31 protein-coding genes, 1 other RNA gene and 1 pseudogene are annotated in these 25,854 nt (G+C 71.8%); 26 read left to right on the forward strand and 7 right to left on the reverse strand.

All coding sequences use genetic code 11. The features are described from left to right. Nucleotide 1: 1 nt before the first annotated feature. From ACIPW5_RS11055 to efeU, 5 genes are all read left to right on the forward strand, one after another. Nucleotides 2-1,093, forward strand: a complete 1,092-nt coding sequence (locus ACIPW5_RS11055; RefSeq protein ID WP_401243392.1) for a FecCD family ABC transporter permease — start codon at nucleotides 2-4, stop codon at nucleotides 1,091-1,093. Beyond that, on the forward strand, nucleotides 1,090-2,016 hold the full coding sequence (locus ACIPW5_RS11060) for a heme ABC transporter ATP-binding protein (protein ID WP_401243394.1): 927 nt from the start codon (nucleotides 1,090-1,092) through the stop codon (nucleotides 2,014-2,016). The genes ACIPW5_RS11055 and ACIPW5_RS11060 overlap by 4 nt, the downstream gene beginning before the upstream one ends. Nucleotides 2,017-2,181: 165 nt before the next feature. After that, complete coding sequence (gene efeO / locus ACIPW5_RS11065) at nucleotides 2,182-3,333, forward strand: iron uptake system protein EfeO (RefSeq protein WP_401243396.1); 1,152 nt, start codon at nucleotides 2,182-2,184, stop codon at nucleotides 3,331-3,333. Nucleotides 3,334-3,364: 31 nt separating this feature from the next. Further along, nucleotides 3,365-4,627 (forward strand): iron uptake transporter deferrochelatase/peroxidase subunit, encoded by a 1,263-nt coding sequence (gene efeB / locus ACIPW5_RS11070; RefSeq protein ID WP_401243398.1) that lies wholly within the window; start codon nucleotides 3,365-3,367, stop codon nucleotides 4,625-4,627. Nucleotides 4,628-4,649: 22 nt separating this feature from the next. After that, nucleotides 4,650-5,510 (forward strand): iron uptake transporter permease EfeU, encoded by an 861-nt coding sequence (gene efeU, locus ACIPW5_RS11075; protein WP_401243399.1) that lies wholly within the window; start codon nucleotides 4,650-4,652, stop codon nucleotides 5,508-5,510. A gap of 79 nt (nucleotides 5,511-5,589) precedes the next feature. On the opposite strand, the gene ACIPW5_RS11080 is transcribed toward efeU, so the two are convergent. Further along, a complete protein-coding gene (locus ACIPW5_RS11080) occupies nucleotides 5,590-6,351 on the reverse strand; it encodes an SDR family oxidoreductase (RefSeq protein WP_401243401.1) in 762 nt (253 codons plus the stop codon). A 108-nt stretch (nucleotides 6,352-6,459) separates the two neighbouring features. Here ACIPW5_RS11080 and ACIPW5_RS11085 point away from each other — a divergent pair, with 108 nt between their 5' ends. Then, complete coding sequence (locus tag ACIPW5_RS11085) at nucleotides 6,460-7,848, forward strand: multidrug effflux MFS transporter (protein ID WP_401243403.1); 1,389 nt, start codon at nucleotides 6,460-6,462, stop codon at nucleotides 7,846-7,848. 9 nt (nucleotides 7,849-7,857) lie between these two features. Next, nucleotides 7,858-8,862 carry a small ribosomal subunit Rsm22 family protein gene (locus ACIPW5_RS11090; RefSeq protein WP_401243404.1) on the forward strand — a complete coding sequence of 335 codons (1,005 nt, stop codon included), beginning with the start codon at nucleotides 7,858-7,860 and terminating at the stop codon, nucleotides 8,860-8,862. Nucleotides 8,863-8,865: 3 nt separating this feature from the next. Here the strand turns inward: ACIPW5_RS11090 and ddaH are convergent, their stop codons facing one another. Next, on the reverse strand, nucleotides 8,866-9,738 hold the full coding sequence (ddaH, locus tag ACIPW5_RS11095) for a dimethylargininase (protein WP_401243853.1): 873 nt from the start codon (nucleotides 9,736-9,738) through the stop codon (nucleotides 8,866-8,868). Nucleotides 9,739-9,810: 72 nt separating this feature from the next. On the opposite strand from ddaH, the gene ACIPW5_RS11100 reads away from it, so the two are divergent. Continuing rightward, a complete protein-coding gene (locus ACIPW5_RS11100; protein WP_401243406.1) occupies nucleotides 9,811-10,437 on the forward strand; it encodes a TetR/AcrR family transcriptional regulator in 627 nt (208 codons plus the stop codon). Nucleotides 10,438-10,586: 149 nt separating this feature from the next. Beyond that, nucleotides 10,587-11,339: a bifunctional DNA primase/polymerase gene (locus tag ACIPW5_RS11105; RefSeq protein WP_401243408.1), complete on the forward strand. Its 753-nt coding sequence runs from the start codon at nucleotides 10,587-10,589 to the stop codon at nucleotides 11,337-11,339. Nucleotides 11,340-11,389: 50 nt separating this feature from the next. Here the strand turns inward: ACIPW5_RS11105 and yaaA are convergent, their stop codons facing one another. Next, nucleotides 11,390-12,190, reverse strand: coding sequence for a peroxide stress protein YaaA (gene yaaA, locus ACIPW5_RS11110; protein ID WP_401243410.1), 801 nt, complete (start codon nucleotides 12,188-12,190; stop codon nucleotides 11,390-11,392). A 148-nt stretch (nucleotides 12,191-12,338) separates the two neighbouring features. On the opposite strand from yaaA, the gene ACIPW5_RS11115 reads away from it, so the two are divergent. Then, a complete protein-coding gene (locus ACIPW5_RS11115; protein WP_401243412.1) occupies nucleotides 12,339-13,781 on the forward strand; it encodes an RNB domain-containing ribonuclease in 1,443 nt (480 codons plus the stop codon). Nucleotides 13,782-13,805: 24 nt separating this feature from the next. On the opposite strand, the gene ACIPW5_RS11120 is transcribed toward ACIPW5_RS11115, so the two are convergent. Then, complete coding sequence (locus ACIPW5_RS11120; RefSeq protein WP_401243413.1) at nucleotides 13,806-14,615, reverse strand: hypothetical protein; 810 nt, start codon at nucleotides 14,613-14,615, stop codon at nucleotides 13,806-13,808. After that, the gene (locus ACIPW5_RS11125) at nucleotides 14,612-15,346 is read right to left on the reverse strand and encodes a MerR family transcriptional regulator (RefSeq protein WP_401243415.1); all 735 of its coding nucleotides are present in this window, start codon (nucleotides 15,344-15,346) and stop codon (nucleotides 14,612-14,614) included. The genes ACIPW5_RS11120 and ACIPW5_RS11125 overlap by 4 nt, the downstream gene beginning before the upstream one ends. Nucleotides 15,347-15,423: 77 nt before the next feature. Between ACIPW5_RS11125 and rnpB the strand changes: the two genes are divergently transcribed. Beyond that, nucleotides 15,424-15,826: RNase P RNA component class A (gene rnpB / locus ACIPW5_RS11130), an RNA gene on the forward strand. 30 nt (nucleotides 15,827-15,856) lie between these two features. Here rnpB and ACIPW5_RS11135 read toward each other — a convergent pair. Further along, nucleotides 15,857-17,224, reverse strand: coding sequence for a tyrosine-type recombinase/integrase (locus tag ACIPW5_RS11135; RefSeq protein ID WP_401243416.1), 1,368 nt, complete (start codon nucleotides 17,222-17,224; stop codon nucleotides 15,857-15,859). A 346-nt stretch (nucleotides 17,225-17,570) separates the two neighbouring features. Then, nucleotides 17,571-18,026: a hypothetical protein gene (locus tag ACIPW5_RS11140; protein WP_401243418.1), complete on the reverse strand. Its 456-nt coding sequence runs from the start codon at nucleotides 18,024-18,026 to the stop codon at nucleotides 17,571-17,573. A gap of 500 nt (nucleotides 18,027-18,526) precedes the next feature. On the opposite strand from ACIPW5_RS11140, the gene ACIPW5_RS11145 reads away from it, so the two are divergent. From ACIPW5_RS11145 to ACIPW5_RS11215, 15 genes and pseudogenes are all read left to right on the forward strand, one after another. Then, nucleotides 18,527-18,757 (forward strand): helix-turn-helix transcriptional regulator, encoded by a 231-nt coding sequence (locus ACIPW5_RS11145; protein ID WP_401243420.1) that lies wholly within the window; start codon nucleotides 18,527-18,529, stop codon nucleotides 18,755-18,757. A 108-nt stretch (nucleotides 18,758-18,865) separates the two neighbouring features. Continuing rightward, nucleotides 18,866-19,075, forward strand: a complete 210-nt coding sequence (locus ACIPW5_RS11150; RefSeq protein WP_401243422.1) for a hypothetical protein — start codon at nucleotides 18,866-18,868, stop codon at nucleotides 19,073-19,075. After that, nucleotides 19,072-19,392, forward strand: a complete 321-nt coding sequence (locus ACIPW5_RS11155; protein WP_401243423.1) for a hypothetical protein — start codon at nucleotides 19,072-19,074, stop codon at nucleotides 19,390-19,392. Before ACIPW5_RS11150 ends, ACIPW5_RS11155 begins: the two co-directional genes overlap by 4 nt. Further along, the gene (locus ACIPW5_RS11160) at nucleotides 19,385-19,657 is read left to right on the forward strand and encodes a hypothetical protein (protein WP_401243425.1); all 273 of its coding nucleotides are present in this window, start codon (nucleotides 19,385-19,387) and stop codon (nucleotides 19,655-19,657) included. The genes ACIPW5_RS11155 and ACIPW5_RS11160 overlap by 8 nt, the downstream gene beginning before the upstream one ends. After that, a complete protein-coding gene (locus tag ACIPW5_RS11165) occupies nucleotides 19,654-20,226 on the forward strand; it encodes a hypothetical protein (RefSeq protein ID WP_401243426.1) in 573 nt (190 codons plus the stop codon). Before ACIPW5_RS11160 ends, ACIPW5_RS11165 begins: the two co-directional genes overlap by 4 nt. Then, nucleotides 20,223-20,564, forward strand: a complete 342-nt coding sequence (locus ACIPW5_RS11170) for a hypothetical protein (protein ID WP_401243428.1) — start codon at nucleotides 20,223-20,225, stop codon at nucleotides 20,562-20,564. The genes ACIPW5_RS11165 and ACIPW5_RS11170 overlap by 4 nt, the downstream gene beginning before the upstream one ends. Nucleotides 20,565-20,676: 112 nt before the next feature. Further along, nucleotides 20,677-20,919: a hypothetical protein gene (locus ACIPW5_RS11175; protein ID WP_401243429.1), complete on the forward strand. Its 243-nt coding sequence runs from the start codon at nucleotides 20,677-20,679 to the stop codon at nucleotides 20,917-20,919. Between the two features lie 100 nt (nucleotides 20,920-21,019). Next, nucleotides 21,020-21,838 (forward strand): PD-(D/E)XK nuclease-like domain-containing protein, encoded by an 819-nt coding sequence (locus ACIPW5_RS11180; RefSeq protein ID WP_401243431.1) that lies wholly within the window; start codon nucleotides 21,020-21,022, stop codon nucleotides 21,836-21,838. 8 nt (nucleotides 21,839-21,846) lie between these two features. After that, nucleotides 21,847-22,611, forward strand: coding sequence for an ATP-binding protein (locus ACIPW5_RS11185; protein ID WP_401243433.1), 765 nt, complete (start codon nucleotides 21,847-21,849; stop codon nucleotides 22,609-22,611). Nucleotides 22,612-22,687: 76 nt separating this feature from the next. Then, on the forward strand, nucleotides 22,688-23,056 hold the full coding sequence (locus tag ACIPW5_RS11190) for a hypothetical protein (RefSeq protein ID WP_401243435.1): 369 nt from the start codon (nucleotides 22,688-22,690) through the stop codon (nucleotides 23,054-23,056). Then, nucleotides 23,053-23,313: a hypothetical protein gene (locus tag ACIPW5_RS11195; RefSeq protein WP_401243436.1), complete on the forward strand. Its 261-nt coding sequence runs from the start codon at nucleotides 23,053-23,055 to the stop codon at nucleotides 23,311-23,313. The genes ACIPW5_RS11190 and ACIPW5_RS11195 overlap by 4 nt, the downstream gene beginning before the upstream one ends. Then, the gene (locus tag ACIPW5_RS11200; RefSeq protein ID WP_401243438.1) at nucleotides 23,310-24,119 is read left to right on the forward strand and encodes a hypothetical protein; all 810 of its coding nucleotides are present in this window, start codon (nucleotides 23,310-23,312) and stop codon (nucleotides 24,117-24,119) included. Before ACIPW5_RS11195 ends, ACIPW5_RS11200 begins: the two co-directional genes overlap by 4 nt. A 45-nt stretch (nucleotides 24,120-24,164) precedes the next feature. Continuing rightward, a complete protein-coding gene (locus ACIPW5_RS11205) occupies nucleotides 24,165-24,659 on the forward strand; it encodes a hypothetical protein (protein WP_401243439.1) in 495 nt (164 codons plus the stop codon). An 86-nt stretch (nucleotides 24,660-24,745) separates the two neighbouring features. Beyond that, nucleotides 24,746-25,111, forward strand: a pseudogene (locus ACIPW5_RS11210) (DNA cytosine methyltransferase); the annotation flags it as partial. Between the two features lie 558 nt (nucleotides 25,112-25,669). Further along, complete coding sequence (locus tag ACIPW5_RS11215) at nucleotides 25,670-25,822, forward strand: hypothetical protein (RefSeq protein ID WP_401243873.1); 153 nt, start codon at nucleotides 25,670-25,672, stop codon at nucleotides 25,820-25,822. The last annotated feature ends 32 nt before the right edge of the window (nucleotides 25,823-25,854 follow it).

Here is a 25,854-nt window from a genome sequence, read left to right on the forward strand (position 1 = left end):
GGTGGCCGTCTCCGCGGAGGCCCGCCCGGAGGCCGGGGCCGCCCCGGCTCCCCCGCGGCGGCGGCCGGGGCGCCGGGGGACGCTGCTCGCGGCGGGGCTGCTCGCCGCGCTGCTGCTGCTCGCGCTGGTGTCGGCCGGCGTCGGCGCGTACGCCATCCCCGTCGGGGACGTGCTCGCCTCGGCCCTGCACCGGGCGGGCCTCGGCGGGGCGCCGCTCGACCGGGTCGGGGAGAGCGTGCTGTGGAACGTACGCCTGCCCCGGGTCGTGCTCGCGCTGCTGGTCGGCGCCAGCCTGGGGTGCGCGGGCGCGCTGATGCAGGGGGTGTTCGGCAACCCGCTGGCCGAGCCGGGCGTGATCGGCATCTCGGCGGGCTCCGCCGTGGGCGCGGTCGCCGCGATCGGGCTGGGCCTGACCTTCCTCGGCACCTGGACGGTCACCGCCTGCGCCTTCGTGGCGGGGCTGGTCACGGTCGGCTCCGTCTACCTGCTGTCCCGCAGCGGGGGCCGGACCGAGGTGGTCACGCTGATCCTGACCGGCATCGCCGTCAACGCCTTCGCGGGCGCCCTGATCGGGCTGTTCGTCTTCTTCGCGGACAGCGGCCAGGTCAACCAGATCACCTTCTGGCAGCTCGGCTCCCTCGCGCAGGCGACCTGGCCCAAGGTGCTCGCGGTGCTGCCGTGCGCGCTCGCGGGGCTGGCCGCGGCCCCCTTCTACGCCCGCCGGCTCGACCTCCTCTCCCTCGGCGAGCGGCCGGCCCGGCACCTGGGGATCGACGTGGAGCGGCTGCGCCTGGCCCTGGTGCTGGTCGTGGCCCTGCTGACGGCGGCCGCCGTGGCCGTGGCGGGGGTGATCACCTTCGTGGGGCTGCTGGTCCCGCACCTGCTGCGGATGGCGAACGGCCCCGGGCACCGCTTCCTGGTGCCCGGCAGCGCGCTGGCCGGGGCCGTGGTGCTGGCCGCGGGCGACCTGGCCGCCCGTACGGTGGCCCGGCCGGCGGAGCTGCCGCTGGGCGTGCTGACCGCGCTGATCGGCAGCCCCTTCTTCTTCTGGCTGCTGCGCCGCACCCGCCGGGGGCAGGGGGGCTGGGCATGAGGCTCCCCGCACGCCGTCGGCGTGCCGTGCCCGCGCGCCCCGCCCCCGGGACCGCCGTCGCCGAGGCCGACGCCCTGCACGTGCGGCTCGGCGGCCGCGAGGTGCTCGCCGGCGTCACCCTGGCCGCCCGGGCCGGCGAGGTGCTGGCCCTGGTCGGCCCGAACGGCGCCGGGAAGTCCACCCTGCTGGCCGCCCTCGCCGCCGACCTGCCGGCCGCCTCGGGCACCGTACGGATCGACGGGCGCCCGGTGGACGGCTGGAGCGCCGCCGAGCTGGCCCTGCGCCGCTCGGTGCTCCCCCAGTCGGCCGCGCTGTCCTTCCCCTTCCCGGTCGCGGAGGTGGTCCGGATGGGCCGCGCCCCGTGGTCGGGGACCGGGCTCGCGGACGCCGACGAGGAGGCGGTGGCCGGGGCGATGGCCGCCGCCGAGGTCACCCGTTTCGCCGATCGGCCGTTCTCGGACCTCTCCGGCGGCGAGCGGGCCCGGGTCGCGCTGGCCCGCGTACTGGCCCAGCGGGCCCCGCTGATGCTGCTCGACGAGCCCACGGCGGCCCTGGACCTGCGCCACCAGGAGCTGGTGCTGCGGATCTGCCGGGAGCGGGCGGCGGCCGGGGACGCGGTGGTGGTGGTCCTGCACGACCTGGGGCTGGCGGCGGCGTACGCCGACCGGGCGGCGGTGCTGCACGGCGGGCGGATCGCGGCGGCCGGGCCGCCGGCGGAGGTGTTCGGGGGCGGACTGCTGAGCCGGGTCTACCGGCAGCCGGTGGAGGTGCTGGCGCACCCCCGGACGGGCGCCCCGCTGGTCCTCCCGGTACGGGACGGAGGCGTTCCGGATCGCCTTCCCGGCCAAGCGGCACAAGGCGATCGACCGGACGGTAACAACGGCGCCGCACGGAATGCGGACGGCGATTTGACCCCTGCTTGACCCTCGCTTGAGTCCGTCATGGAGGGCCCGTGACGGGCTTGTGTCCGGGGCCGGAATGTGAGAGCTGAATCACTGGACGAGCGGGTATCGGTCAGGTAAGCCTCGGTTAAGTTAGGTCGGCCTCACCGGCCCTCCCCCCAGCCTTCACCCTCGCCAGGAGCCCCCATGCGCCCCGCCCGTCTCACCGTCCTCACCGCGGCCGCAGCCGTCGCCGCGCTCACCGCAGTCACCGGCTGCGCCGAGAAGAGCGACAAGGGCGGCTCCGGCGCGATCCACGTGAACGCGACCGACACCGCCTGCGAGGTCTCGAAGACCGAGTTCCCGGCCGGCAAGGTCACCATCGAGGTCGAGAACAAGGGCTCCAAGGTCACCGAGCTCTACGTGCTCTTCCCGGACGACCGGATCGTCGCCGAGCGCGAGAACATCGGCCCCGGCACCAAGGCCACCATCACCGCCGAGATCAAGGCCGGCGACTACGCCTTCACCTGCAAGCCCGGCATGAAGGGCGACGGCATCCGCACCCAGGTCAAGGCGACCGGCAAGGGCGGCACCGAGAAGCGCAGCCCCGAGCTGGACGCCGCCGTCGCCGCGTACCGCAAGTACGTCCAGGAGCAGGCCGACGAGACCCTGCCGAAGGCCAAGGTCTTCGCCGACGCCGTCAAGGCCGGCGACCTGGAGGCCGCGAAGAAGGCCTACGCCCCGTCCCGCATCGGCTGGGAGCGCACCGAGCCGGTCGCCGAGTCCTTCGGCGACATCGACCCGAAGGTCGACGTCCGCGAGGACGGCCTGGAGGCCGGCCAGGACCCGGCCAAGGACTGGACCGGCTGGCACCGCCTGGAGAAGTCCCTCTTCCAGGAGAACAAGATCGACGACAACGACAAGAAGCTCGCCGACACCCTGATCGCCGACCTCACCGAGTGGCAGAAGAAGGTCGGCCAGGCCGAGATCACCCCGACCTCCATGGCCAACGGCGCCAAGGAGCTGCTCGACGAGGTCGCCACCGGCAAGGTGACGGGCGAGGAAGAGCGCTACAGCCACACCGACCTCGTCGACTTCAAGGCCAACGTCGAGGGCGCCCAGAAGTCCTACGAGCTCCTCAAGACGGTCACCGCCAAGAACGACCCGGAGCTCGCCAAGCAGCTGGACACCCAGTTCGCCGCGATGAACACCCTCCTGGACAAGTACCGCGCCGACAAGAACACCTACGAGTTCACCTCGTACGACAAGGTCGGCGAGGCCGAGCGCAAGGAACTCTCGGACGCCGTCAGCGCACTGGGCGAGCCGCTCTCCAAGCTGGCCGCCGCGGTCGCCAAGTAGTCCGGAGCCAGGCAGAGGCGGGAGAACCACCATGAGCGACCAGGTGTCGGAAGAGACCACGAGCGCCGCCGCAGCGCCCTCGCGCCGGGCCGTGCTCGGCTGGGGCGGGGCGGGTCTGGCGGTCGGCGCGGCCGCGGCCGGCGGCGCGGTCGCCGCGTTCGGCGGCGGACCGGACCTCTCCCCGGCGGCCTCCGCCGGGGCGGCGGTTCCCTTCCACGGCGAGCACCAGGCCGGCATCGCGAGCGCCGTCCAGGACCGGCTGCACTTCGCGGCCTTCGACGTGAAGACGAAGAGCCGCGACGAGCTGGTCGCGCTCCTCAAGGAGTGGACGGCCGCGGCCCGGCTGATGACGGCCGGCCTGCCGGTCGGCGACGTGTTCGAGGGCGCGCCCGAGGCCCCGCCCACCGACACGGGCGAGGCCCTCGGCCTCAAGCCCTCCCGCCTCACCCTGACCATCGGCTTCGGCCCGGGGCTGTTCGCCAGGGACCGCTTCGGCCTGGAGGGCAAGCGCCCCGAGGCCCTGGTGGACCTTGAGCTCTTCCCCGGCGACAACCTGGACCAGGCCCGCTCCGGCGGCGACCTGTGCGTCCAGGCCTGCGCCGACGACCCGCAGGTCGCCGTGCACGCCATCCGCCAGCTGGCCCGCATCGGCTTCGGCAAGGTCGTCGTCCGCTGGTCGCAGCTCGGCTTCGGCAAGACCTCCTCGACCACGCCCGAGGAGCAGACCCCGCGCAACATGATGGGCTTCAAGGACGGCACCCGGAACATCTCGGGCACCGACAGGGCCGCCCTGGACAAGCACGTGTGGGTCGGCGCGGGCGACGGCAGCGACTGGCTGACCGGCGGCTCCTACCTGGTCGCCCGGCGCATCCGGATGCACATCGAGACCTGGGACCGCACCCCCCTGCAGGAGCAGGAGGACATCTTCGGCCGCGACAAGGGCGAGGGCGCCCCGGTCGGCAAGTCCAAGGAGCGCGACGAGCCGTTCCTGAAGGCGATGAAGCCGGAGGCGCACGTGCGCCTCGCGCACCCCGACACCAACGACGGGGCGACCATCCTGCGGCGCGGCTACTCCTTCACGGACGGCACGGACGGCCTGGGCCGCCTCGACGCGGGCCTGTTCTTCCTGGCCTACCAGCGCGACGTCCGCAAGGGCTTCGTCCCGATCCAGCGCCGGCTGGCGAAGTCGGACGTCCTGAACGAATACATCCAGCACGTGGGCTCGGCGATCTTCGCCGTCCCGCCGGGCGTCCGCGACAAGGACGACTGGTGGGGCCGGTCCCTGTTCGCCTAGTCCCCGCCGGAGAGGAAACGCCGTGTTCGGCAACTATCTGATCGGCCTGCGCGAGGGGCTGGAGGCCAGCCTGGTCGTCTGCATCCTCGTGGCGTACCTGGTGAAGACCGGGAACCGGGCCGCCCTGCGTCCGGTCTGGCTCGGCATCGCCATCGCCTGCGGGCTCTCGCTCGCCTTCGGCGCGATGCTGGAGTTCGGCACGCAGGAGCTGACCTTCCAGGCGCAGGAGCTGCTCGGCGGCAGCCTGTCGATCATCTCGGTGGGCCTGGTGACCTGGATGGTCTTCTGGATGAAGCGCACCGCGCGGCACCTGAAGGCCGAACTGCACGGCAAGCTCGACTCGGCGCTCGCCATGGGCACCGGCGCGCTGGTCGCCACCGCCTTCCTGGCGGTGGGCCGGGAGGGCCTGGAGACGGCGCTGTTCGTGTGGGCGTCGGTCCGCGCGAGCGGCGAGGGCTCCTCGGCCCCGCTGATCGGCGTGCTGCTGGGCATCGCGACCGCGATCGTGCTGGGCTGGCTGTTCTACCGGGGCGCGCTGAAGATCAACCTGGCGAAGTTCTTCAAGTGGACCGGCGGGATGCTGGTGGTCGTGGCCGCGGGCGTGCTCGCGTACGGGGTCCACGACCTCCAGGAGGCCGAGTTCCTCGGCGGCCTGAACGACAAGGCCTTCGACATCAGCTCGGTGATCGCGCCGGACAGCTGGTACGGGGTGCTGCTGAAGGGCGTCTTCAACTTCCAGCCGGACCCGACCGTCCACCAGCTGGTGGTGTGGTCCCTGTACCTGGCGGTCGTGCTGACGCTGTTCCTCCTGCCGGCCCGGCTGCGCACCCCGGCCGCGGCGCCGGCCCCGGCCCCGTCGGGGAGCGGTCCCGCGAAGGACTGACCGGTCCCACGGACACGGCCGGGCCGCCTCCCCCCTCGGGGGAGGCGGCCCGGCCGTACCGCACGGGCGCGGGCTCCGCTCAGCCGCGGCCGATGTACGGCATCGCGGTGGCCATCACCGTCGCGAACTGGACGTTGGCCTCCAGCGGGAGCTCCGCCATGTGCAGCACGGTGCGGGCCACGTCGGCGGCGTCCATCACCGGCTCCACCGCCAGCTGCCCGTTGGCCTGGAGGATGCCGGTCTGCATGCGCTCGGTCATCTCGGTCGCCGCGTTGCCGATGTCGATCTGTCCGCAGGCGATCCGGTACGGGCGCCCGTCGAGCGACAGGGACTTGGTCAGGCCGGTCATGGCGTGCTTGGTCGCCGTGTAGGCGACGGAGTTCGGGCGCGGGACGTGCGCGGAGATGGAGCCGTTGTTGATGATCCGGCCGCCCTGCGGGTCCTGCTCCTTCATCACCCGGAACGCCGCCTGGGCGCAGAGGAAGGAGCCGGTCAGGTTGACGTCCACGACCTGGCGCCAGGCCTCGTACCCGATGTCCTCCAGCGGGACCCCGGCCGGGCCGAAGGTGCCGGCGTTGTTGAAGAGCAGGTCGAGCCGCCCGTACCGCTCCCGTACGGCCGCGAACAGCTCGGCGACGTCCGCGGGGTCGCTGACGTCCGCCGCCACGGGCAGCACGTCCGCGTCCGCTCCGGCCGCGGCGGCGGTCTCCTCCAGGGGCCCGGTCCGGCGCCCGGCCACGGCCACCGACCAGCCGGCGCCGGCCAGGGCCAGGGCCACGGAACGGCCGATCCCGGAACCGGCTCCGGTCACTACAGCGATCTTCTTCGCGGGTGCGCTCATGGGGCCGCAGAGTACGTCACAGCGGACATCCGGCCCGGGACGTTCCGACAGCTGAGAGCATGGGTCGGTCAGGGGTGCATAAAGCAGATGAAAAGACTGGAGTTCCGCATGTCGGAGAGCGGCCCCTCTACCGCCCCCTCGCACGGGCCGTCGACCGATCCGTCGACCGGCCCGTCGCCCGTCCCCCCGCCCCGGCGGGCCCCCGGGCCCCCGGCCGGCGAGGCGTCCCCGAAGGACCCCGCCGCCACCCCCCTGACCGCCGCGCGCCGCACCGGCCTGCTGGTGACCTTCATCCTGGGCGGCCTCACCGCCCTCCCCCCGCTGTCCATGGACATGTACCTCCCGGCCCTGCCCGAGGTCACCGCCGCCCTGCACAGCCCCGCCGCGACCGTCCAGCTCACCCTCACCTCCTGCCTCGCCGGCATGGCGCTCGGACAGCTGGTCATCGGCCCGATGAGCGACAAGTGGGGCCGCCGCAGACCGCTGCTGACCGGCATGGTCCTCTACGTCCTCGCCACCGCGATCTGCGCCCTCGCCCCGAGCGCCGAACTGCTCATCGCCTTCCGGCTGCTCCAGGGCCTGGCCGGCGCGGCCGCCATCGTGATCGCCCGGGCCGTCGTGCGCGACCTGTACGAGGGCGTCGAGATGGCCCGCTTCTTCTCCACCCTGATGCTGATATCCGGCACCGCGCCGATCATCGCCCCGCTCATCGGCGGCCAGGTGCTCCGCTTCGCCGACTGGCGCGGGGTCTTCGTCGTCCTCACCGCCGTCGGCCTCGCGCTCACCCTCGTCGTGTGGCGCAGCCTCGGCGAGACGCTGCCGCCGGAGCGCCGCCAGACCGGCGGGGTGGGCGCCGCGCTGCGGACGATGCGCGGACTGCTCGGCGACCGGGTCTTCGCCGGCTACACCCTGGCGGGCGGCTTCGCCTTCGCGGTGCTCTTCTCCTACATATCCGCCTCCCCCTTCGTCGTGCAGGAGATCTACGGGGCCTCCCCGCAGGCCTTCAGCCTGCTGTTCGGCCTGAACTCCGTCGGGCTGATCGTCGTCGGCCAGATCAACGGCAAACTGCTGGTCGGCCGGGTCAGCCTGGACAAGGCCCTGGCCGTCGGGCTCGCCGTCATCACCGCGGCCTCCGTCGCCCTGCTGCTCATGTCGAGCGGGGTGTTCGGGAAGGCCGGGCTGGTACCCGTCGCGGCCGCGCTGTTCGTGCTGATGTCGGCGATGGGCCTGGTCCTGCCGAACACCAACGCGCAGGCCCTCATGCGCACCCCGCACGCCGCCGGATCGGCGTCCGCACTGCTGGGCACCTCCTCCTTCCTGGTCGGCGCGGTCGCCTCGCCGCTGGTCGGGATCGCGGGCGAGGACACGGCGGTGCCGATGGCGCTCGTCCAGCTCGGCTGCTCCCTGGTGGCGGTGGCCTGCTTCCTCGGGATGTGCCGGCCGTGGCGGACCCGGGAGCCGATGGCCGCGCCCGGTACGGGCTCCGGGGCGCCGTAAACTTCCCGGGTGAACGCCGCACCCGCCCCCACCACCGCCGAAACCCTCCGCAGCGCGCTCGCCGCCCTGCTCGACGGGCTCCCGCCGAAGCAGGCCTCGGCCGCCGTGGAGCGCCTGATCTCCAACTACCGCGGGGCCACCCCCACCGACGCCCCCGTGCTGCGCGACCGCTCCGACGTGGCGGCGTACGCGGCGTACCGGATGCCGGCCACCTTCGAAGCCGTGCGGTCCGCCCTGGACGGGCTGGCGGAGGCCGCCCCGGACTGGACGCCGGGCTCGCACGTGGACGTGGGCGGCGGCACGGGCGCGGCGACCTGGGCGGTGGACGCCACCTGGGACGGGCCCCGCACGACGACGGTGCTGGACTGGGCGGAGCCGGCGCTGGCGCTCGGCAAGGAGCTGGCCGGCCGCTCGGCGTCCGGGGTGCTGCGCGCGGCCGAGTGGCGCCGCGCCGTCATCGGCAGCGGGCTCGGCCTGCCGGACGCGGACCTGGTCACCGTGTCGTACGTACTGGGCGAGCTGACGGAGGAGGCCCGTACGGCGGTCGTCGCCGAGGCGGCCCGGGCCGGGCGGGCCGTCGTACTGATCGAGCCGGGCACGCCGCAGGGCTACCTGCGCATCCGCGAGGCCCGAGAGCAGCTGATCGCCGCCGGGATGACGGTCGCGGCGCCCTGTCCGCACGACGGGGCCTGCCCCATCGAGGCCGGGCAGGACTGGTGCCACTTCTCGGCCCGGGTCAGCCGCTCCTCCCTGCACCGGAAGGTCAAGGGCGGTTCCCTGCCGTACGAGGACGAGAAGTTCAGCTACGTCGCCGCGACGCGGTTCCCCGTGACGCCGGTCCCCTCCCGGATCACGCGCAGGCCGCAGATCCGGAAGGGGCTGGTCCTGCTGGACCTGTGCGGTCCCGAGGAGGCGGGACTGTCCCGGGCCACCGTCACCAAGCGGCACGGCGGCCTCTACAAGGCGGCCCGGGACGCCGAGTGGGGCGACGCCTGGCCGCCCGCGGCCTCCTAGGGCCTACGGCCTCAGCTCCTGGGTGCAGCACTTCACGCTGCCGCCGCCCTTGAGCAGTTCGCCCAGGTCCATCGGGACCGGCTCGAACCCCCGGTCGCGCAGCGGCGCGATCAGCCCGGTCGCGCCCTGCGGGAGCAGGACGTGGCGCCCGTCGGAGACCGCGTTCAGGCCGAAGGCCGCCGCGTCGGCGTCCTCCACGACCAGGGCGTCGGGGAACAGCCGGCGCAGCACGGCCCGGCTGCCGGGAGAGAAGGCCGGCGGGTGGTACATGATCTCGTCGCCGTCGAGGACGCAGAGCGCCGTGTCCAGGTGGTAGTAGCGCGGGTCCACCAGGTCGAGGCCGATGACGGGGCGGCCGAAGAACTCCTGCGCCTCGTCGTGCGAGAGCGGGCTGGAGCGGAAGCCGCGGCCGGCCAGGATGTGGCCGGCGGTGACGGCGAAGTCCCCCTCGCCCTCGTTGACGTGCGAGGGCTCGTGGACGTCCGCGAAGCCGTGCGAGCGGAACCAGTCGAGGTGGATCTCCGCCTCGGCGGCCCGTTCGGGAAAGGCGAAGCGGGCGCCGAGCACCCGGCCGTCGATGACGAGGGCCCCGTTCGCGGCGTAGACCATGTCGGGCAGGCCGGGATCGGGGACGAGCGTCTCGACGGTGTGCCCGAGGGAGAGGTAGCGGTCCCTCAGGTCTTCCCACTGGGCGAGTGCGAGGGGCAGGTCCACCGGTTTCGTGGGGTCCATCCACGGGTTGATGGAGTACGTGACCTTGAAGTGTGCGGGTGGGCACATCAGGTAGCGCCGGGGTGTGGCGTCTCTGCGCAAAGAAGGCTCCTCACGGCTACGACTGTCGGGAGAATCGTCTCTCCTCGGGGGGTTGCCGCGCAGTGAACCGATCGGGTGAATGGCCACAACAGCTCGGAGACGAGACGTCTCGGACTGCCTTGATACGTTGGGACGGTGACCAAATCCCCTGACGCTACCCGCCGCAGCGACCGCTCCCGGCGCGCCATCCTCGACGCCTCCCTCGTACTGGTCGGCGAGGTCGGCTACAACAAGCTGACCATCGAGGCCATCGCGGCCCGTGCGGGAGTCGGCAAGCAGACGATCTACCGCTGGTGGTCCTCGAAGGCCGAGGTGCTGCTGGACGCCTCGCTGGCGCTGGGCGGGGAGGCCGACACGGAGGCCGGCTGGACCGGCTTCCCCGACACCGGGGACCTCGCGGCGGACCTGAAGGCCGTGCTGCGGGCCACGGTGGACGAGTTCGCCGACCCCCGGTACGACGCCCCCACGCGCGCCCTGACCGCGGCCGGGGCCACCGACCCGGAGCTCGGGGCCCGCTTCACGGAACGGCTGCTGGAACCGCAGCTCGCGCTGTACGAGGCGCGGTTGCGGTCGGCCGTGGACGCGGGGCAGCTCCCGGCGGGCACCGATCTGCGGCTGACGGTGGAGATGCTGGTGGGCCCGCTGACGTACCGGTGGCTGATGCGGACCCGGCCGCTGACGCACGGGTTCGCGGACGCGCTGGTGGACGGGGTGCTGACCGGCGTGGGATACGTCACCGCCGGACGGCCGGAGAGCCGGTGACACCTGCGTGACCGAGAACCATATGGCCTGATTGTGTGGTTATCTGGGGAACTCGATCGGGGAGTCCGTTCGGGGGGTGCGGTCACCCGGCGCTCCCGATGGTGGGACCATGGAATGGTCTGCCGGGGCAACGGTGAGGTAGGGGATAGATGGGGTCTGAGTCCGGCCGCGTCAAACGCGGCGAGCTGAGCAGGATTTCCCAGTGGCTGCGCCGCCGCTCGAAACCCGCCCCCGAGGACCCCGGCAAGGAGCGCGAAGCCCTCCTGCTCGCCGTGGCCGCCGCCGGACTCCCCGTCGCCCCCGCCGCCCATCCCGCCGACGGCTACCGGTGTTCGTGCGACCGCATCGGCTGTCCCACGCCCGCCCGGCACCCCGTCTCCTTCGCCTGGCAGACCCAGTCGACCACCGACCGCGCGCAGATCGAGCGCTGGGCCCGCAGCCAGCCCCAGGCCAACTTCATCACCGCGACGGGCATGGTGCACGACGTCCTGGACGTCCCCCTGGAAGCCGGCCGCAGCGCCCTGGAGCGGCTGCTGGCCGCGGGCATCGAGGTCGGCCCCGTCGCCGAGTCCGGCGGCACCGGCGACCAGGCCCGGATGCTCTTCTTCACGGCGACCCGCGGTACGCCGGAGGACGAGGACGAATGGTGGCCCTGCGAACTGGACTGCCACCCCGAGACGATGGACGAACACCCCGGCCTGCGCTGGCACTGCCGCGGCAGCTACGTCCTGCTCCCCCCGGCGGCCCTCCCCGGCGACCACTCCGTGAGCTGGCTGCGCGACGCCCGCCATCCGCTGCCGGACCCGCTGACCCTGCTGGAAACCCTGACGGACGCCTGCGCCCAGTACGCGGGCACCCTGGACCAGACCCCGGCCGCGGCCTCCTGGCCCCCGGGCCGCTAGGAGACCTCCTCTTCGACGCGCCGCGTGGGCGGCGCGTCGAAGAGGTGGCCTCAGTGGATCTGGCTGACGACCACGTCCAGGGACCAGGCCTTCGCCGGCTTCGCGGGCGCCTCGGCCTCCACCACGTAGCCCAGGTCCCGCAGGGCCGTCACCAGCTCCGCCGGCGACGCCGGCACCGCACCGGCGAGCAGCAGGTCGCGTACCAGGCGCCCCTTGGTGGCCTTGTTGAAGTGGCTCACCACCGACCGCTTCTCCACCCCGTCCACCACCTGCGCGTGCAGCACCCGCACCGTGGCGGTGCGCCCCGCCGTCTCCCCCTTCGGCTTCCACGCCGACGCGTACGCCGACGAGCGCAGGTCCAGCACCAGCCCGTCCCCCGCCGCCTGCGGCATCACCTCCGCCATCGGGGTGCGCCAGTACGCGCCCAGCGCGCCCAGCCCCGGCAGCTTGACCCCCATCGAGCAGCGGTAGGAGGGGATGCGGTCGGTCACCCGCACCGCGCCCCACAGTCCGGAGAACACCAGCAGCGTCCGCTCCGCCAGCTCCCGCGCGGGTGCCGGGAGGCCCGCCAGGTCCAGGGCGTCGTAGAGCACACCGGTGTAGATCTCCCCGGCCGGGAGGGCCGGTGCGGTCGGCAGGGCGGCGTTCTTGGCGACCTCGCCGCGCAGGCCCTCGCTGAGCCCGAGCACCTCGCGCGCCTTCGTCTCGTCCGCCGCGCACAGCTCGACGAGTTCCTCCAGCACGGCCGCCCGCGCGGGGGCCAGGCCCGGCAGCGACAGGGAGGCGGGGTCGAGCGGTGCGCCGGAGCCGCCGGCGGCCTTTCCCTCGGAGGGCGGCAGCAGCACGAGCACGGTGGTTCTCCTTCAGACGACGCGGCGCAGGGGGTGCGGCCCCCGAGTCAGGGTAGACGGCGTACGCGATCCCGTCCGCGCCGCGATCCCCCGCCCGGCGGTCTCCGCGGCCCGCGCGGAACCGGCGTACTCGGCCTACGCTCGGTCCATGCCACGCCGTCACATGCACATGGCCGGAGCGGACGGGGCGGCCCTGCGCGCCGCGCTGGGCGACCTGAGGACGCGGCTGGGCGTGCCCGCCGGCTTCCCGGCCGAGGTGCTCGCCGAGGCCGGGCGGGCGGCCTCCGCACCCCGGCTGCCGTCCGAGGACATGACCGGGCTGCCCTTCTTCACCGTCGACCCGCCCGCCTCCGTGGACCTCGACCAGGCCATGCACCTGGCGAAACGGTCCGGCGGCGGCTACCGCGTGCACTACGCCATCGCCGACGTCGCCGCCTTCGTCGGCCCGGGCACCGCCCTCGACGCCGAGGCACACCGCCGGGTGACCACCCTCTACTTCCCCGACGGGAAGGTCCCCCTGCACCCGGCCGTGCTCTCCGAGGACGCGGCCAGCCTGCTGCCCGACCGGACCCGGCCGGCCCTCGTGTGGCGGCTGGACCTGGACGCCGACGGCCGGGTCGAGACCACCGACGTCCGCCGGGCCCTGGTGCGCAGCCGGGCCAAACTCGACTACGACGGCGTGCAGAAGGCCATCGACACCGGCACCGCCGAACCCTCCCTGGCCCTGCTGAAGGACATCGGGACCCTGCGCGAGGCCCTGGAGGCCGAGCGCGGCGGCGTCTCCCTGAACGTCCCCGAGCAGGAGGTCGTCGAGCGCGACGGCTCGTACGGGCTGGTCTACCGGGCCCCGCTGCCGGCCGACGGCTGGAACGCCCAGGTCTCCCTGATGACCGGCATGGCCGCCGCCGAGCTGATGCTGGCCTCCGGCACCGGGATCCTGCGCACCCTCCCCGCCGCCCCCGACGGCGCGGTCGGGCGGCTGCGCCGGGCGGCGAAGGCCCTGCGGATCGACTGGCCGCACCACGTCCCGTACGCGGCGCTGGTCCGTTCCCTCGACCCGCGCCTGCCGGCGCACGCCGCCTTCCTCCAGGAGTGCACGGCCCTGCTGCGCGGCGCCGGCTACACGGTCTTCACCGGCGGCCGGACCCCGGACCCCGCCCTGCACGCCGCGGTGGCGGCCCCGTACGCGCACTGCACCGCCCCGCTGCGCCGGCTCGCCGACCGCTATGCCGGGGAGCTGTGCGTGGCGGCGGTGGCGGGGGCGGAGCCCCCGGCGTGGGTGGTCGAGGCCCTGGAGGCGCTGCCGCACGAGATGGCGGAGGGCACCCGGCTGGCCAACTCGGTGGAGCGGGAGTGCGTGGACCTGGTGGAGGCGGCGCTGCTCAAGGACCGCGTCGGGGAGACCTTCGAGGCGACGGTCATCGACGTGAAGGAGCAGGAGCCGCAGGTCGGGACCGTCCACCTGGAGGACCCGGCCGTGGTGGGACGGGTCGAGTCGCCGTCGGAGCGGCTGCCGCTCGGGGAGCGGATCCGGGTCCGGCTGACCCGGGCCGACCCGGGCACCTCGAAGATCCTCTTCGCACCGGCGTGAGGGGGGCCCCGGGAAGGCGGTCCGTCACGGGGACGCGGGTTGCCGCAGTGCGGTGACCAGGGCGCGGGGGTCGTCGACGTGGAAGCGGATCGTGCGGGCACTGGCCCGGGCGCCGAGCGGCCGGCGGAAGTCCAGCGGGCGGTTCAGCTCCAGGGTCACGGTCGTCTGGCTGCCCACGATCAGGTCGAGCACCCCGTCCTCGGAGAGGGTGACGAGCCGCCCCTCGGGGTAGCGGCGCTCGACGCGGGCCGAGGCCACCGCGTCCGGCGGGACGGTGAGGTCGAACAGGGCCCCGTAGCGGATCCGCAGCGACCCGTCGGCCCGCAGCACGTGCGGGCGGGTCACGCAGGCCGCGTGCAGGGCGAGGACGAGCAGCACCGTGTAGACGTCGAGGACCAGCACCACCCGGTGCACGGCGGGCCAGGGGATGAGGACGGCCAGCCCGACGGTCTCGACCACCGACACGAAGAGCAGTCCGTACATCATGGCCGTCTGCGGTCCGGTGTACCCGGCGGCGAGGTCGCCGGGTCCCACGCCGTGCCGGCGGCGCACGATCCACCGGCCGAGGGAGGCGGCGGCCCGCAGCTCGTGCAGCAGCAGCAGCCGGACCGGCTCGGGCACGACGGCCCGCACGGCCCGCCGCCAGGAGCCGGTGCGCCGGCGCAGCGCGCACAGTACCCAGGCCTCCAGTAGCAGCGTCCCGAGCACCAGCGCCTCGGCGGCGGCCGTCGCCCACCCGGGCGGGCGCACCCCGGCCGCGAGGCACAGGACCAGGAGCAGCTCGCCGGGTATGACGCAGCCGGCCGCGATCCGGGCAGCCCGTACGGCCCTCATGACCGCCCCTTCCCGGTGAAGGCCGCCATCACCCGGCGTACGACCTCGGCCTGCGCGGGGGCGTAGTCGGCGAGCAGCGCCTCCTCGAAGCCCGGGACGGCGGGGCCGCCGGACGGGATCGCGGCGAAGGCCTCCGGCGGTACGGCGGCGACCATCGCGTCGGCGAGCGGGCCGATCCGGGGGTCGTCGACGGGGGCTGCGGCCAGTTCGTCGAGCCGCTCGTACAGGGCGAGCACGGCGGGGTCGGCGGCCAGCCGTCCGAGGACGGCGTACAGCTCCTCGCCGACGGCGCCGGTGGCGTCGAGCAGGGTGAGGTGCTCGCGGTCCTTCGCGGCGGCCGGCGAGTCCGTCGCCGGGGCCTTCGCCAGCAGCGCGGCGAGCGCCGGGGAGACCGGCTCGCCGTCCCCGGGGCCGGCGGCGAGCAGTACGGCGAGGCGGCGCCGGCGTTCGGCCAGCTCGGCCTCCTGCCGCGCGAGGTCGGCGTCCAGCTCGTGGAGTACGTCGGCCAGCTCGCGCCCCGCGTCGTCGGCGAGGACGTCCCGCACCTCGTCGAGGCCGAGCCCGAGCTCGGTGAGCCGGCGCACCCGGGCCAGCAGCACGGCGTCGCGCACGGTGTAGGCCCGGTAGCCGTTGGGGCGCCGGCGGGGCTCCGGGAGCAGTCCGACGTGGTGGTAGTGCCGGATCGCGCGGGTGCTGAGCCCGACGAGCGCGGCGATCTCTCCGATCCGCATGCCCCCCAGTAGAAACCCTGCCGCTGCGTCAAGGTCAAGCCGCCGCGGACAGCCGGTAGCATGGTCGGCACGACAGACGAGTCGGCCGGGCGGCCGCGTCGGGGTCCCCGGATCCCGCCGAGGAACGTCCGGGCTCCACAGGGCAGGGTGGTGGGTAACGCCCACCCGGGGTGACCCGCGGGACAGTGCCACAGAAAACAGACCGCCGGGGGCTTCGGCCGCCGGTAAGGGTGAAACGGTGGTGTAAGAGACCACCAGCGCCTGAGGTGACTCAGGCGGCTAGGTAAACCCCACCTGGAGCAAGGTCAAGAGGATCCGTCCCCGGACGGGTCTGCGCGAACGCTTGAGGGCTGCCCGCCCGATGTTCGCGGGTAGACCGCACGAGGCCGGCGGCAACGCCGGTCCTAGATGGATGGCCGTCTCCCCGGCGACCGCGAGGTCTCCGGGTGACAGAACCCGGCGTACAGGCCGACTCGTCTGTCGTTCTCAGCCCTGACCTGGGGCAGAGCCTCAATTCTCTAGATCATCCTGATCGCTGGGGAGGATCTGGGGAGAATCGCTCCCCGTCGGGGATGCACTGTCTGTCGTGGCGGACATCCACCGCCCCAACGCCGCCAGCGCCCGCTTCCCGGACTTCGGCATGAAGTGCACGTAAGTCCTCAGCGTGAACGCTGGATCCGTGTGCCCCAGCCACGCGGCCAGCTGAGTAATGGTCTCACCCTCGGCCAGGACGACGCTAGCGAATGTGTGCCGGGTGACATGGAAGCCATCCTCCCGCGGCATCTCCCACTGCACGCGCTCCCACGGCTTCTTCCCCTTGCCCTGGATGTACTCGCGCACCGGAGCACCGATAACGCCGGCCTGCACGAGCGCCGGCTTCCACGCCTTGTCGTCGAACGTGGAGCGGTTAATGGCTCCCCCGCTGACACCCGAGCTGCGTCCAGTGGTCACAAGGAGACGTACAGTCCGCTTCGGCCGCTTGTCCCATTCGAGACTCGGGCGGTCAGGGTCGACCCACGGCAGCGTGACCTCCGTGGTCGGGAACTTGTCGGCGTAGAGCTTCACGGCCTCCGCCAGCTCCGCAGGGCACGGCGCCCGGCGGGTCTTGTTGCCCTTGGGCGGAGCGAAGGCGAGCTTCCCGCCGATCTTCACCACCTGGCGCAGGACACGGATCTCGTCGCCGTCGATGTCCTCGGGGCAGAAGCCGAAGGCCTCCCCCTGCCGCAGCCCGGACCCGACGGCAAGGTCGACCAGGATGCCGTACCGGTCACCAAGACCCTTGCGGACCGCGATCACGGTCTCCTCCGGCCACGCCTTCGCCTCGGAGGGCGGGGCGGCGGGCGCCGGCAAGTCCTCATCTCGGAAGGGGTTCTCGGGGATCCGCTTGGCCTTGTGCGCAGCCTGGAGAATGGAGGAGAAGTGGCGCCAGGTGGTCCGCACGGTGTTGACGTCGATGTTCTGCTCGACGGCGATCAGCCATTCCTTGATCTGGTCAGAGCCGATGCGGTTCAAGGGCAGATGGCCGACGTGCGGCAGGATGTGCTTGAACACCCGCGGCTTCATCGACTCTTTGGTGCCGGGAGGCTTGCGGAGAGTGGGCCACCACGTCTTCTCGACGTACTCCCGAAGCGTCATCTCCCCGTCACGCGGGTCGTAGAAGTGGCCGCGTGAGGTGTCCGTTGCGGAGTCCTTCAGCCACTTCTTGGCACCCTGCGGCCCCTCGAGCTTCTCGAATGACCGGTCCCGCGCTCCGGGGATGCCGGCTACCCGCCAACGCTTCCCCTGTCCGTGCCGTGCGGTCTCAACCCGCGTTGGCTTGCCCGTGACCGGGTCGGGCGGGCCCTTCCTGTACCAGCGGTCCTCGATGTAGCCGGGCAACGGTGCCCCTCTCGCCGGGGTCTTCGGGGGAGTCCATTGAGACGATCTCCCCCTTCCAGACCTGGAACCAATGCGCTCCGGCGAAGAACTCGGCGCAGACGACGTTCATCGCAGCGACCACTTCATCAAGGCTGGCCCCGCGGTCGACCAGGACCTTGACGGTCCCCCTGCTTTCCCGGACCTGAACGGTCTGTCCTGGTACGAGGTCTGCCAGTTCGTATTTGACGCGCAGCACGAGCCCTCCCCCGGTTAGACACAACTGATGCGGGAGCGATCGGTTGTGCACGGTGGGTGAAGACTACGACGGTGTGGCTTGCACCACAATCGGTTGAATCGAAAACCGGAGCTAGTCTTCGCGTTTCGCCCGCTCAGCCGCTTCGATCATGGCCCGCCACTGCCGGAGCTCCTGCTTGGTGACTCCTGCGAGATGGCCCACGATGATGCGGACGTCCTCGTCGTAGCCCGCGAGCTCGGTGGCCGTGTAGTCCAGCCACTGCTCGGCCGCGGCCTCCTTCACCCGCCGCTCGGACTTACGCAGGCCGACGGCGAGGGCCCGCAGCTGCGTCGGGTTGGGCGGGTTGGCCGGCGGGGTGTTGACGAGCTTGTTCAGGTACTGCTTGGACAGCCCTTCGCCGCTTTCTGGGTCGCGCGACCGGTCCGCCAGTTGCTGATACGAGAAGCCTTCGTCGAGCGCCTCCTGGATCAGGCGGGACAGGGCCCCTGGGGGCTTAGCGTCGGGCGCGCCCTGGTCGGGGGCGGTGGCCGGCACCGGCATGTCCACTTCCTCTCCATCCGCATTCACGGCGTCTGTCTCCATCGCTGCCCGATTACACCATTAAAGTCGCAGGTCAGGCCGTACAACCATCCCGGACTCCAGACGAATCGTCTACAGATCCAGCGTAGCCACCCGCACCTGTCACGAGAACTCCACATCCGGCCGTCCTGAGTTGTAGACATAACGTCCCCGGGCGTGGTTACCTTGTATCAGCAAAGCCCACCACGTCTCACCGGAGATCCGTTGAGCTACCGCTACTCGATCCGCGACCGCACCGTGCTCAGATGGATCATGGAGCACCCCGGCACCGGGAGGCCCTATTCCGTCCGAACTTTGGCCGAAGCCAGCGGGTGCACCCGGAGCCTGATAGGCGGACTCCTTACCGGCCGCCAGAAGACCGCATCCGCAGGTGACGCCGAGTCCATCTCGGAGGCCATCGGCGTAGCCCTCCTGGTGCTTTTCGCGCCCCCACCGTCCCCAAATCGGGACAGCATGTCCACGGATATCGAGCAGAAAGGACGGACCTGATGTCCACGGTTCGCCGCAAGCGTGTCCTCATTGCACCGCCGAAGGGGAGCCTCTGGCCGCCGGACGCCGCAGATCACCTCGGCATCGCCCTCGCGACGCTCCGCAAGTGGCGCCAGAAGGGCTACGGCCCCCAGGGCTACCTCCTCACCAGGGGCAAGCTCGCCTACACGATCCAGGAGCTCGAGGACTACCTCGACGCCCAGCAGGGCGCCAGCGCCCGCGCCGCCTAGAGCGGCATGCGGCCCCGGCCGCCGGTGACCTGGCAGTAACCGGCAAGCCGAGGCCTACCGCAATCCCACCTCACCCGCACGGACTGGTGCGGAGAGAGCGAGATCCCGATGTCCCACATCATGCCCGATCCGGTCGTGGACCTGATCGAGTCCCACTATCCGGAGCGCATCCGCGAGGCCGCGAAGGCGACGCGGAAGACCCGCTGGCAGCTGCTGCTGCCGGTGTCGATCGAGGCCCGCGAGCGGTCGATCGCGTCCCTGCACGCCGCCGCGAAGGTTCTGGCGACGTACCCGCTGGCCACGGAGGTAGCGCGATGAGCGACACGGCCCACGTCAGCGACGCTGTGACCGACGGCACCGCCCGCGCTATCGCCTGGAACGGCGCCTGCCCGATCGGCACCCCGGTGGTGGCCGACAGCGGCGTCGAGACGACGACCCGCAGCCTGGCCTGGAACCTCGTCGACGGCACCCCGGTCGTCCAGCTCGTCGGGTACGCCGACGCGGTCGCCCTGTCCCGCATGCGTCGGATGGCCGACCCGGACCCGTGGATCCCGAACGGAGGCCACGAGAACTCCTGCGGCTACGTCGGCGGCGTCACTGCGCGCTGCACCTGCGGGGGTGGCTCTCGTGGCTGATCTCCTCCCCGCCGACACGACGTCGCCGCGCCTGGCGGGTCTGCCGCCGGTCACCGCCCTGGACGTACCCGCGGCTGTGGTGGAGGCCGAGGCGCGCCGCCTGCAGGCCGAGCACAACCTGAGGAAGGCCGCCCTGGCGGCCGGGATGACGGCCAACGAGTACCGCAAGGCCGGCCTGCTGGCCGAGCAGCGGCACCAGTACCTCGACCTGGACGTCGACAGCACCTGGCCCTGCCCGTACCTGCCCGCCGGAGGCCAGTCGTGAAGTGCTCCGAGACCAACCCGAACGAGACGTACCAGGAGTGCCAGAAGGAGCTGAAGCACTCGGGTGACCACGAGTACTACAGCCACCGCTGGCCGCGCCCCGAGCCGGCGGGGCTGGACGAGGACGTCGAAGACGCGCTGCTGGCCGCCGAACACCGTGTCCCGCAACACCTCCAGTGGAGCCTCCACAAGCGCGAGTACCTCGTCGCGTTCGAGGTGACGACCACCTACCTGGTGAGGGTCTCGGCCAAGAGCGAGGACGACGCCCTCAACCGGTACGCGGACTACTGCGACTACCCCAACTTCGCCAACGAGGACGCCGTCGACGGTTCTGTGGAAGCCCGCCGACTCACCGAGTGGGAACGCAGCGATCACGAGCACAGCCAGCAGCTGGGCCCCGAGATTGCGTGCCCGAGTTGCGGAAGGCTGTCGATGCATCCGCGCTGGTTCCACGACCCGTACAAGAAGTGCCACGGGCCGATCCAGTGGAAGCAGTACCCCAACGGCCGCCCCTATCGCGACCACGTCCAGACCCCGGCGTTCGCCGGAGTGCAGGCGGTGGCGTCGTGACCGTCCACCAGCACATCGTCCAGCTGGACCAGAAGCCCGCCTTCACCGTGAACGCGATCGAGCCCGTGCCCGGCTTGTACATCTACCGGGGCCTGCCCTACAGCCGCTGCGGCGAAGAGTTCCACTGGCACGTCAGCCACCACTCGGGCCTCATCATCGCGTCCGCTCCGGACGCGGTCGAGGCCCGCCGGGTCGTCGCCGAGATCGCCGACCTCGCCGACTGGTCCCGCTCTGCGGATGACCTGAAGGCCGATCCCAACGTGGACGGCGCCGAGGTTCGCGAACGGATCATCTACCGCACCGACGCGGTGTTCCACCAGAGCCGCCCCGCGGCCTAATACCCGCCGGGCCGGCGCATCCCACGGACCGTCTGCCCGGTGTACCAACCACCACCACAGGGCCCTGCACCGCCAGGGCCCTACCCCGCCACACCCTCCAACAGGAGAACCCATGCCTCTGACCCTCGGCCGCTGGCGGATCGACCGCTACGAGAACGCCATCTGGCTCCAGCGACAGCCCGACCCGAACTGCCTGGACTGCAACGGCGCCGGCCGCACCGACGACGAAGCCCAGGAGATCGAGACGAGCCAGCCCCGAATCGAGATCTGCGACTGCTGGAACCCCTGGGGCGGCATCCGCATCCCGATCCACTTCCGGCTCCGCAGCCCGATCACCGAGAGGTACCCGTTCTGATGCCCCGTACCTGCGCCCAGTGCGGCGACGAGAACGGCCCGTTCGTCCGGGTCGGCAACCAATGGATCTGCGAGGACCACGTCGAGAAGGACGACGAGCAGTGACCGAGGCGGAAATCGAGCCCGGCCTGTACGACATCCCGGCCGAGCTGTACCACTCCGACCCGGTCCCCGGCGGCAGTCTCTCTGCCTCGGGCGCCAAGATCCTCGCCGACTGCCCGGCCCGCTTCAAGTGGCAGCTCGACAACCCGCAGCCCCACAAGCCGGCCTTCGAGTTCGGGACCGCAGCGCACACCGTGGTCCTGGGCGACGGGCCCGAGCTGGTCGTTGTCGACGCCGAACTCTGGAACACCAACGAGATCAAGACCAGGGTCGCTGCAATACGGCAGGCCGGCGGCGTCCCCCTCAAGCACGCCGCCTACCAGCAGATCTGCGACATGGCAGAGGCGCTGGCCGCAGACCCGGAGGCCGCCGAGATCCTCACGCCGGGATCCGGAGCCGCCGAACAGTCGATCTTCTGGACCGACGGACAGATCTGGTGGCGCAGCCGCTTCGACTGGCTCCGCCCCGACCTGATCGCCGACTACAAGACCACCCAGTCCGTGCACCCGGACCGACTCAGCAAGACCGTTCACGAGCTCGGCTACCACATCCAGGAACACGTCTACCGGCGAGGCGCCGCCGAGCTCGGGCTCCTCCCCGAAGGGGCCAGCTTCAAGTTCATTTTCCAGGAGAAGCAGCCGCCGTACCTGGTGCAGGTAGCCGAACTCGACCCGGTCGCCCGGTACGCGGGACTGCGCCACACCCAGGAAGCAGCCGGTCGCTACCTCTACGGCCGCGAGACCGGCCACTGGCCCGCCTACTCCGAGCACTCCACCGTCATCTCGCTGCCGCCGTACATCGAGCGGCAGTACTCCTAGGAGCCACCGTGTCCCAGCTCCCCCCGCCCGTCCGCACCGGGCGACCGTCGGCCACTACGACCGAAGCACCGCCCACCTTCCGCCCCGCCAGCAAGGTCGGCCGTAAGGGCCGTCTGTCCATCCAGGGCATGTCCGGCTCCGGCAAGACCTGGACCGGGCTCAGCATCGCCCACGGCCTCTCCGAGGGCCGCAGGTTCGCCGTCATCGACACCGAGGCAGGCGCCGCCAGTCTCTACGCCGGCATCGGCGGCATCCAGTTCGACACGGTCTCCATGGACCGCTACGACCCCCGCGACCTGATCCGTGTTCTCGACGCCGCCGCCCAGGCCGGCTACCCGACCGTGTTCGTCGACAGCCTCTCCCACTTCTGGAAGGGCACCGACGGAACCCTCGCCCAGGTCGAGAAGGCCAGCAGCCGCTACGGCGGTAACAAGTTCGCCGGCTGGAAGGACGGCACCCCGATGCAGAACGACATGGTCGCCGCGATCCTCAGCTACCCCGGCCACGTCGTCTGCTCGATGCGCTCCTACACGGAGTGGGTGCTCGACAACGGCAAGCCCAAGCAGGTCGGCATGCGACCCGACCAGCGCAAGGGCATCGAGTACGAGTTCGACGTCGCGGTCGCCATGGACATCGACAACCGCCTCGAAGTCCTCAAGTCCCGCTGCCCCGCACTCAACAAGCGGTCATTCGAGCGCCCCAACGGGGCCCGCGACATCGCCAGCCCGCTCCTTGCCTGGCTGAGCGCGCCGTCCGACGGCGGCCAGCAGTAGCAGCACGACTTGGGCCGCCCTCGCCGGAATCGGGGGCGGCCCACCCCAGGACAGCACACGTGAGAGGACCACCGCCATGCCCCGTCGCCTCACCGTCGCCGAACGCCACGCCTCCGCCGCCAAGAACCTCCTCCTCGAGGAGATAGCCGACCAGTCCAGCTGGGACCAGTTCCTCGTCGAGCAGGCCGTCTTCGCCGCGCTCCGCGCCTACGGCACCTGCTCCGCCAACGACGTCCGCGACCTCCTTCCCCAGATGGCCCACGGCTTCCTCGGTGCCGCCATCAACGCGATGCGGGCCGGCGGACTGATCCAGCACACCGGACAGGTCGTCCCCTCGACGCTCGACAGCACGCACGGCCACCGACTGGCGGTCTGGCAGCTCACCGACAAGGGCATCGAGGTCGCCACCCGCAGCGCCGCGGCCCGCATGGGGAGGGCCGCATGAGCCCCGACGTCGTCTGGCTGTGCTGCACCCTCGCCGCCGCCCTCCTCCTCGCCTGGGCATGGAACGGCGCCTGCCGCGAAGACCGGCGCTGGCAGCGCAGCGCCCGCATCGGCCAGGACGTATCCGCCACCCGCATGTGGCGGCTGAGCCCGCCCCTCATCGAGGACGAGCCCGGCGACCCGTACAGCGACGACCGCATCGACGCCGAGCTCGCATTCATCCCCCACCAGACCCGCAGGACGGAGGAAGATCAGTGACCACCAGCGAAGCCCTGCGTGCGGCTCGGAACCGGCGCCAAAATCAGCGGCGCTCCCTGAAGGCCCAGGGTCTGTGGGACCCGTGGACCGACGCCGACATCGTCCGCGCCCACATGTGCGTCCTTCGCGAACAGGGCGTGACGCTCAGGCGGATCTCCGAGCTATCGGCTACCCCGTGGGGTGAGGTCAACAGCATCATCTACGGCACCGGTCGTGCCCAGATTTGCAGGGTGCGAACCGAGATCGCCAATCGCATTCTCGCCGTCCGCCCTACGTGGGACGGGATCCCCGACGAGGCCTTCATGCCGGCCACGGCCCTCACCCGGCGCCTGCAGGCACTCGTCGCCGTCGGTTGGCCGCCGCCGCTCCTGGCCGAACGGCTCAGTCTTCACCTCACCTACGTGAACAAGATCCTCAGGGGGGACCATGCTCGGATCACGGGCCGGTTCAACCGGTCGGTAGAGGCCCTGTACGACGAGCTGTGGAACGTTAATCCGGTCAGTCGCGGCGCGGATCAGCACGCCGTCAAGAGGGCGCGGAGCCGCGCCAAGAGCCACGGCTGGGCGGCTCCTGCCGCGTGGGACGACGACACCATCACCGACCCCGAAGCGACCCCGAACGCTGGCGAGCACACCCCTCGCTACATCGCCCTCGCCGAGGACTGCTTCGAGCTCGAGCGGCAGGAGCTCAGCCGGGCCCAGATCGCCGAACGCCTTGGCGTCACCCGCGACGGCCTCCAGCGGGCTCTCGCCATCTACCGGCAGAAGACCGGCACCCAGCCCGCCGACATGCGAAAGGCCGCCTGATGTCCCTGCGCATCGGCTCCCTGTGCACCGGATACGGCGGATGCCATGCCTAAAGGCATCTACGACCGCGCCCCCTCCGCCTGGAAGCCCAAGCCCAAGAAGGACTACGACCCCGCTCTCGTCGAGAAGGTCCGCGAGCTGTACGCCGCTGGCCACACCATGCGTGAGATAGCGGAGCTCGCCGGAACCACCGTCAAGATCCTCCAGCGCCTCATGCCGCGCCACGGCATCACACGCCGTACCGCCGCCAAGCGGGACCAGGCCGGCGAGCGCAACCACATGTGGCGCGGGGGCGAGGCCAAGTACCAGGCGCTGCACCTCCGCGTGGAGACCGCTCGCGGCAAACCCCAGCGGTGCTCCTGCTGCGACACCGATGACCCGAACGGCAAGTACGAGTGGGCCAACCTCTCCGGCCACTACGCCGACATCCACGACTACGCCCGGCTCTGCATCCCCTGCCATCGACGGCTGGACGCACGGCGCCGAGCGGTAACCGGGCAGCGCACCATGCCGCCCAAAGGAGGTGAGGGAGATGTCTGAGCTGCGCATTGGATCGCTGTGCTCGGGCTACTTACGGCGGTCTTGATATCGCCGTCCAGCGGGTGCTCGGCGGGACCACCGCCTGGGTGTCCGACATCGACCCCGGCGCCAGCAAGATCCTCGCCCACCACTACCCGACCGTGCCCAACCTTGGCGACCTCACTGCCACCGACTGGGGCCAGGTTGAGCCCGTCGACATCGTCCTCGGCGGCTACCCCTGCCAGCCCTTCTCCACCGCCGGCAAGCGGAAAGGAACCGCAGATGAGCGGCACATCTGGCCGTACATCGCAAACGCCCTCGGCGTACTACGACCCCGAATCGCGGTCTTTGAGAACGTCGCAGGGCACCTTCGACTGGGATTCGACACCGTCCTCGCCGACCTTGCCCGCCTCGGGTTCGATGTCGAATGGGCGTGTGTACGCGCGTCGGAGGTCGGCGCTCCCCACCAGCGGAACCGGCTCTTCATCCTCGCCACTGCTCAAGACCCCGACAGCGAACCTCGCGATCAACGGCGGCTCACAGCACCCGGACAAGCGCAAAGCCGGCGGACACGGGCCGACGCTGGCCGACGAGGTGGAGCACCTGCTGCCGACCCCCGCCGCACGGGACTGGAAGTCCGGGGAGTCGAACCTGATCGGCACGAACGCCAGGCCGCTGAACGAGGTGGCCGTCAACCTGCTCCCGACGCCACGAGCCTCGGACGGAGCGAAGGGCGGGCCGAACCAGCGGGGGTCGAAGGGCGACTTGGCGCTGCCAGCGGCAGTGGTGCAGCTTCTGCCCACGCCCACCGTGGCGGACTCGCGGGGAACCCGGAACGCGACGGCAGGCCGGAGGACGGACAACCCGAACGTGAACCTGGGCTGGACGCTGACGGACGTGACGTACTCGGGGCGGCTGACTGGGGCCGATTCGCCCCCGCCATCCACCGCTGGGAAGCCGCGACCGGACGACGTGCCCCCTGGGCAACTGACGATCGAAATCGGCTGAGCCCCACCTTCGTCGAATGGCTCATGGGCCTTCCCGACGGCCACGTCACCGCCGTCCCGGGCCTGACCCGCACCCAGCAGCTCCACGCCCTCGGCAACGGCGTCGTACCCCGCCAGGCCGAAGCAGCGATCCGGCTCCTGGTTGAGCGCTACCAGCCGGCCGCCACCGCCGCCTGACCGCGGCACCACCACCCGCACCAGCCAGCCAG

The sequence above is a fragment of the Streptomyces sp. NPDC090077 genome, from assembly GCF_044747545.1.
GTDB lineage: Bacteria > Actinomycetota > Actinomycetes > Streptomycetales > Streptomycetaceae > Streptomyces.

Excerpts from the sequence above, each read along its gene's own strand:
- ACIPW5_RS11115 (WP_401243412.1), top strand. The coding sequence starts at position 12,339 with ATGCCACGCCGTCACATGCACATGGCCGGAGCGGACGGGGCGGCCCTG.
- ACIPW5_RS11125 (WP_401243415.1), bottom strand. The coding sequence starts at position 15,346 with ATGCGGATCGGAGAGATCGCCGCGCTCGTCGGGCTCAGCACCCGCGCG.
- ACIPW5_RS11190 (WP_401243435.1), top strand. The coding sequence starts at position 22,688 with ATGCCCCGTCGCCTCACCGTCGCCGAACGCCACGCCTCCGCCGCCAAG.
- efeO (WP_401243396.1), top strand. The coding sequence starts at position 2,182 with ATGCGCCCCGCCCGTCTCACCGTCCTCACCGCGGCCGCAGCCGTCGCC.
- ACIPW5_RS11145 (WP_401243420.1), top strand. The coding sequence starts at position 18,527 with ATGTCCACGGTTCGCCGCAAGCGTGTCCTCATTGCACCGCCGAAGGGG.
- ACIPW5_RS11120 (WP_401243413.1), bottom strand. The coding sequence starts at position 14,615 with ATGAGGGCCGTACGGGCTGCCCGGATCGCGGCCGGCTGCGTCATACCC.
- ACIPW5_RS11175 (WP_401243429.1), top strand. The coding sequence starts at position 20,677 with ATGCCTCTGACCCTCGGCCGCTGGCGGATCGACCGCTACGAGAACGCC.
- ACIPW5_RS11150 (WP_401243422.1), top strand. The coding sequence starts at position 18,866 with ATGTCCCACATCATGCCCGATCCGGTCGTGGACCTGATCGAGTCCCAC.
- ACIPW5_RS11205 (WP_401243439.1), top strand. The coding sequence starts at position 24,165 with ATGCCTAAAGGCATCTACGACCGCGCCCCCTCCGCCTGGAAGCCCAAG.
- ACIPW5_RS11215 (WP_401243873.1), top strand. The coding sequence starts at position 25,670 with ATGGGCCTTCCCGACGGCCACGTCACCGCCGTCCCGGGCCTGACCCGC.
- ACIPW5_RS11060 (WP_401243394.1), top strand. The coding sequence starts at position 1,090 with ATGAGGCTCCCCGCACGCCGTCGGCGTGCCGTGCCCGCGCGCCCCGCC.
- ACIPW5_RS11105 (WP_401243408.1), top strand. The coding sequence starts at position 10,587 with ATGGGGTCTGAGTCCGGCCGCGTCAAACGCGGCGAGCTGAGCAGGATT.
- ACIPW5_RS11085 (WP_401243403.1), top strand. The coding sequence starts at position 6,460 with ATGTCGGAGAGCGGCCCCTCTACCGCCCCCTCGCACGGGCCGTCGACC.
- efeB (WP_401243398.1), top strand. The coding sequence starts at position 3,365 with ATGAGCGACCAGGTGTCGGAAGAGACCACGAGCGCCGCCGCAGCGCCC.
- ACIPW5_RS11195 (WP_401243436.1), top strand. The coding sequence starts at position 23,053 with ATGAGCCCCGACGTCGTCTGGCTGTGCTGCACCCTCGCCGCCGCCCTC.
- ACIPW5_RS11080 (WP_401243401.1), bottom strand. The coding sequence starts at position 6,351 with ATGAGCGCACCCGCGAAGAAGATCGCTGTAGTGACCGGAGCCGGTTCC.
- ACIPW5_RS11155 (WP_401243423.1), top strand. The coding sequence starts at position 19,072 with ATGAGCGACACGGCCCACGTCAGCGACGCTGTGACCGACGGCACCGCC.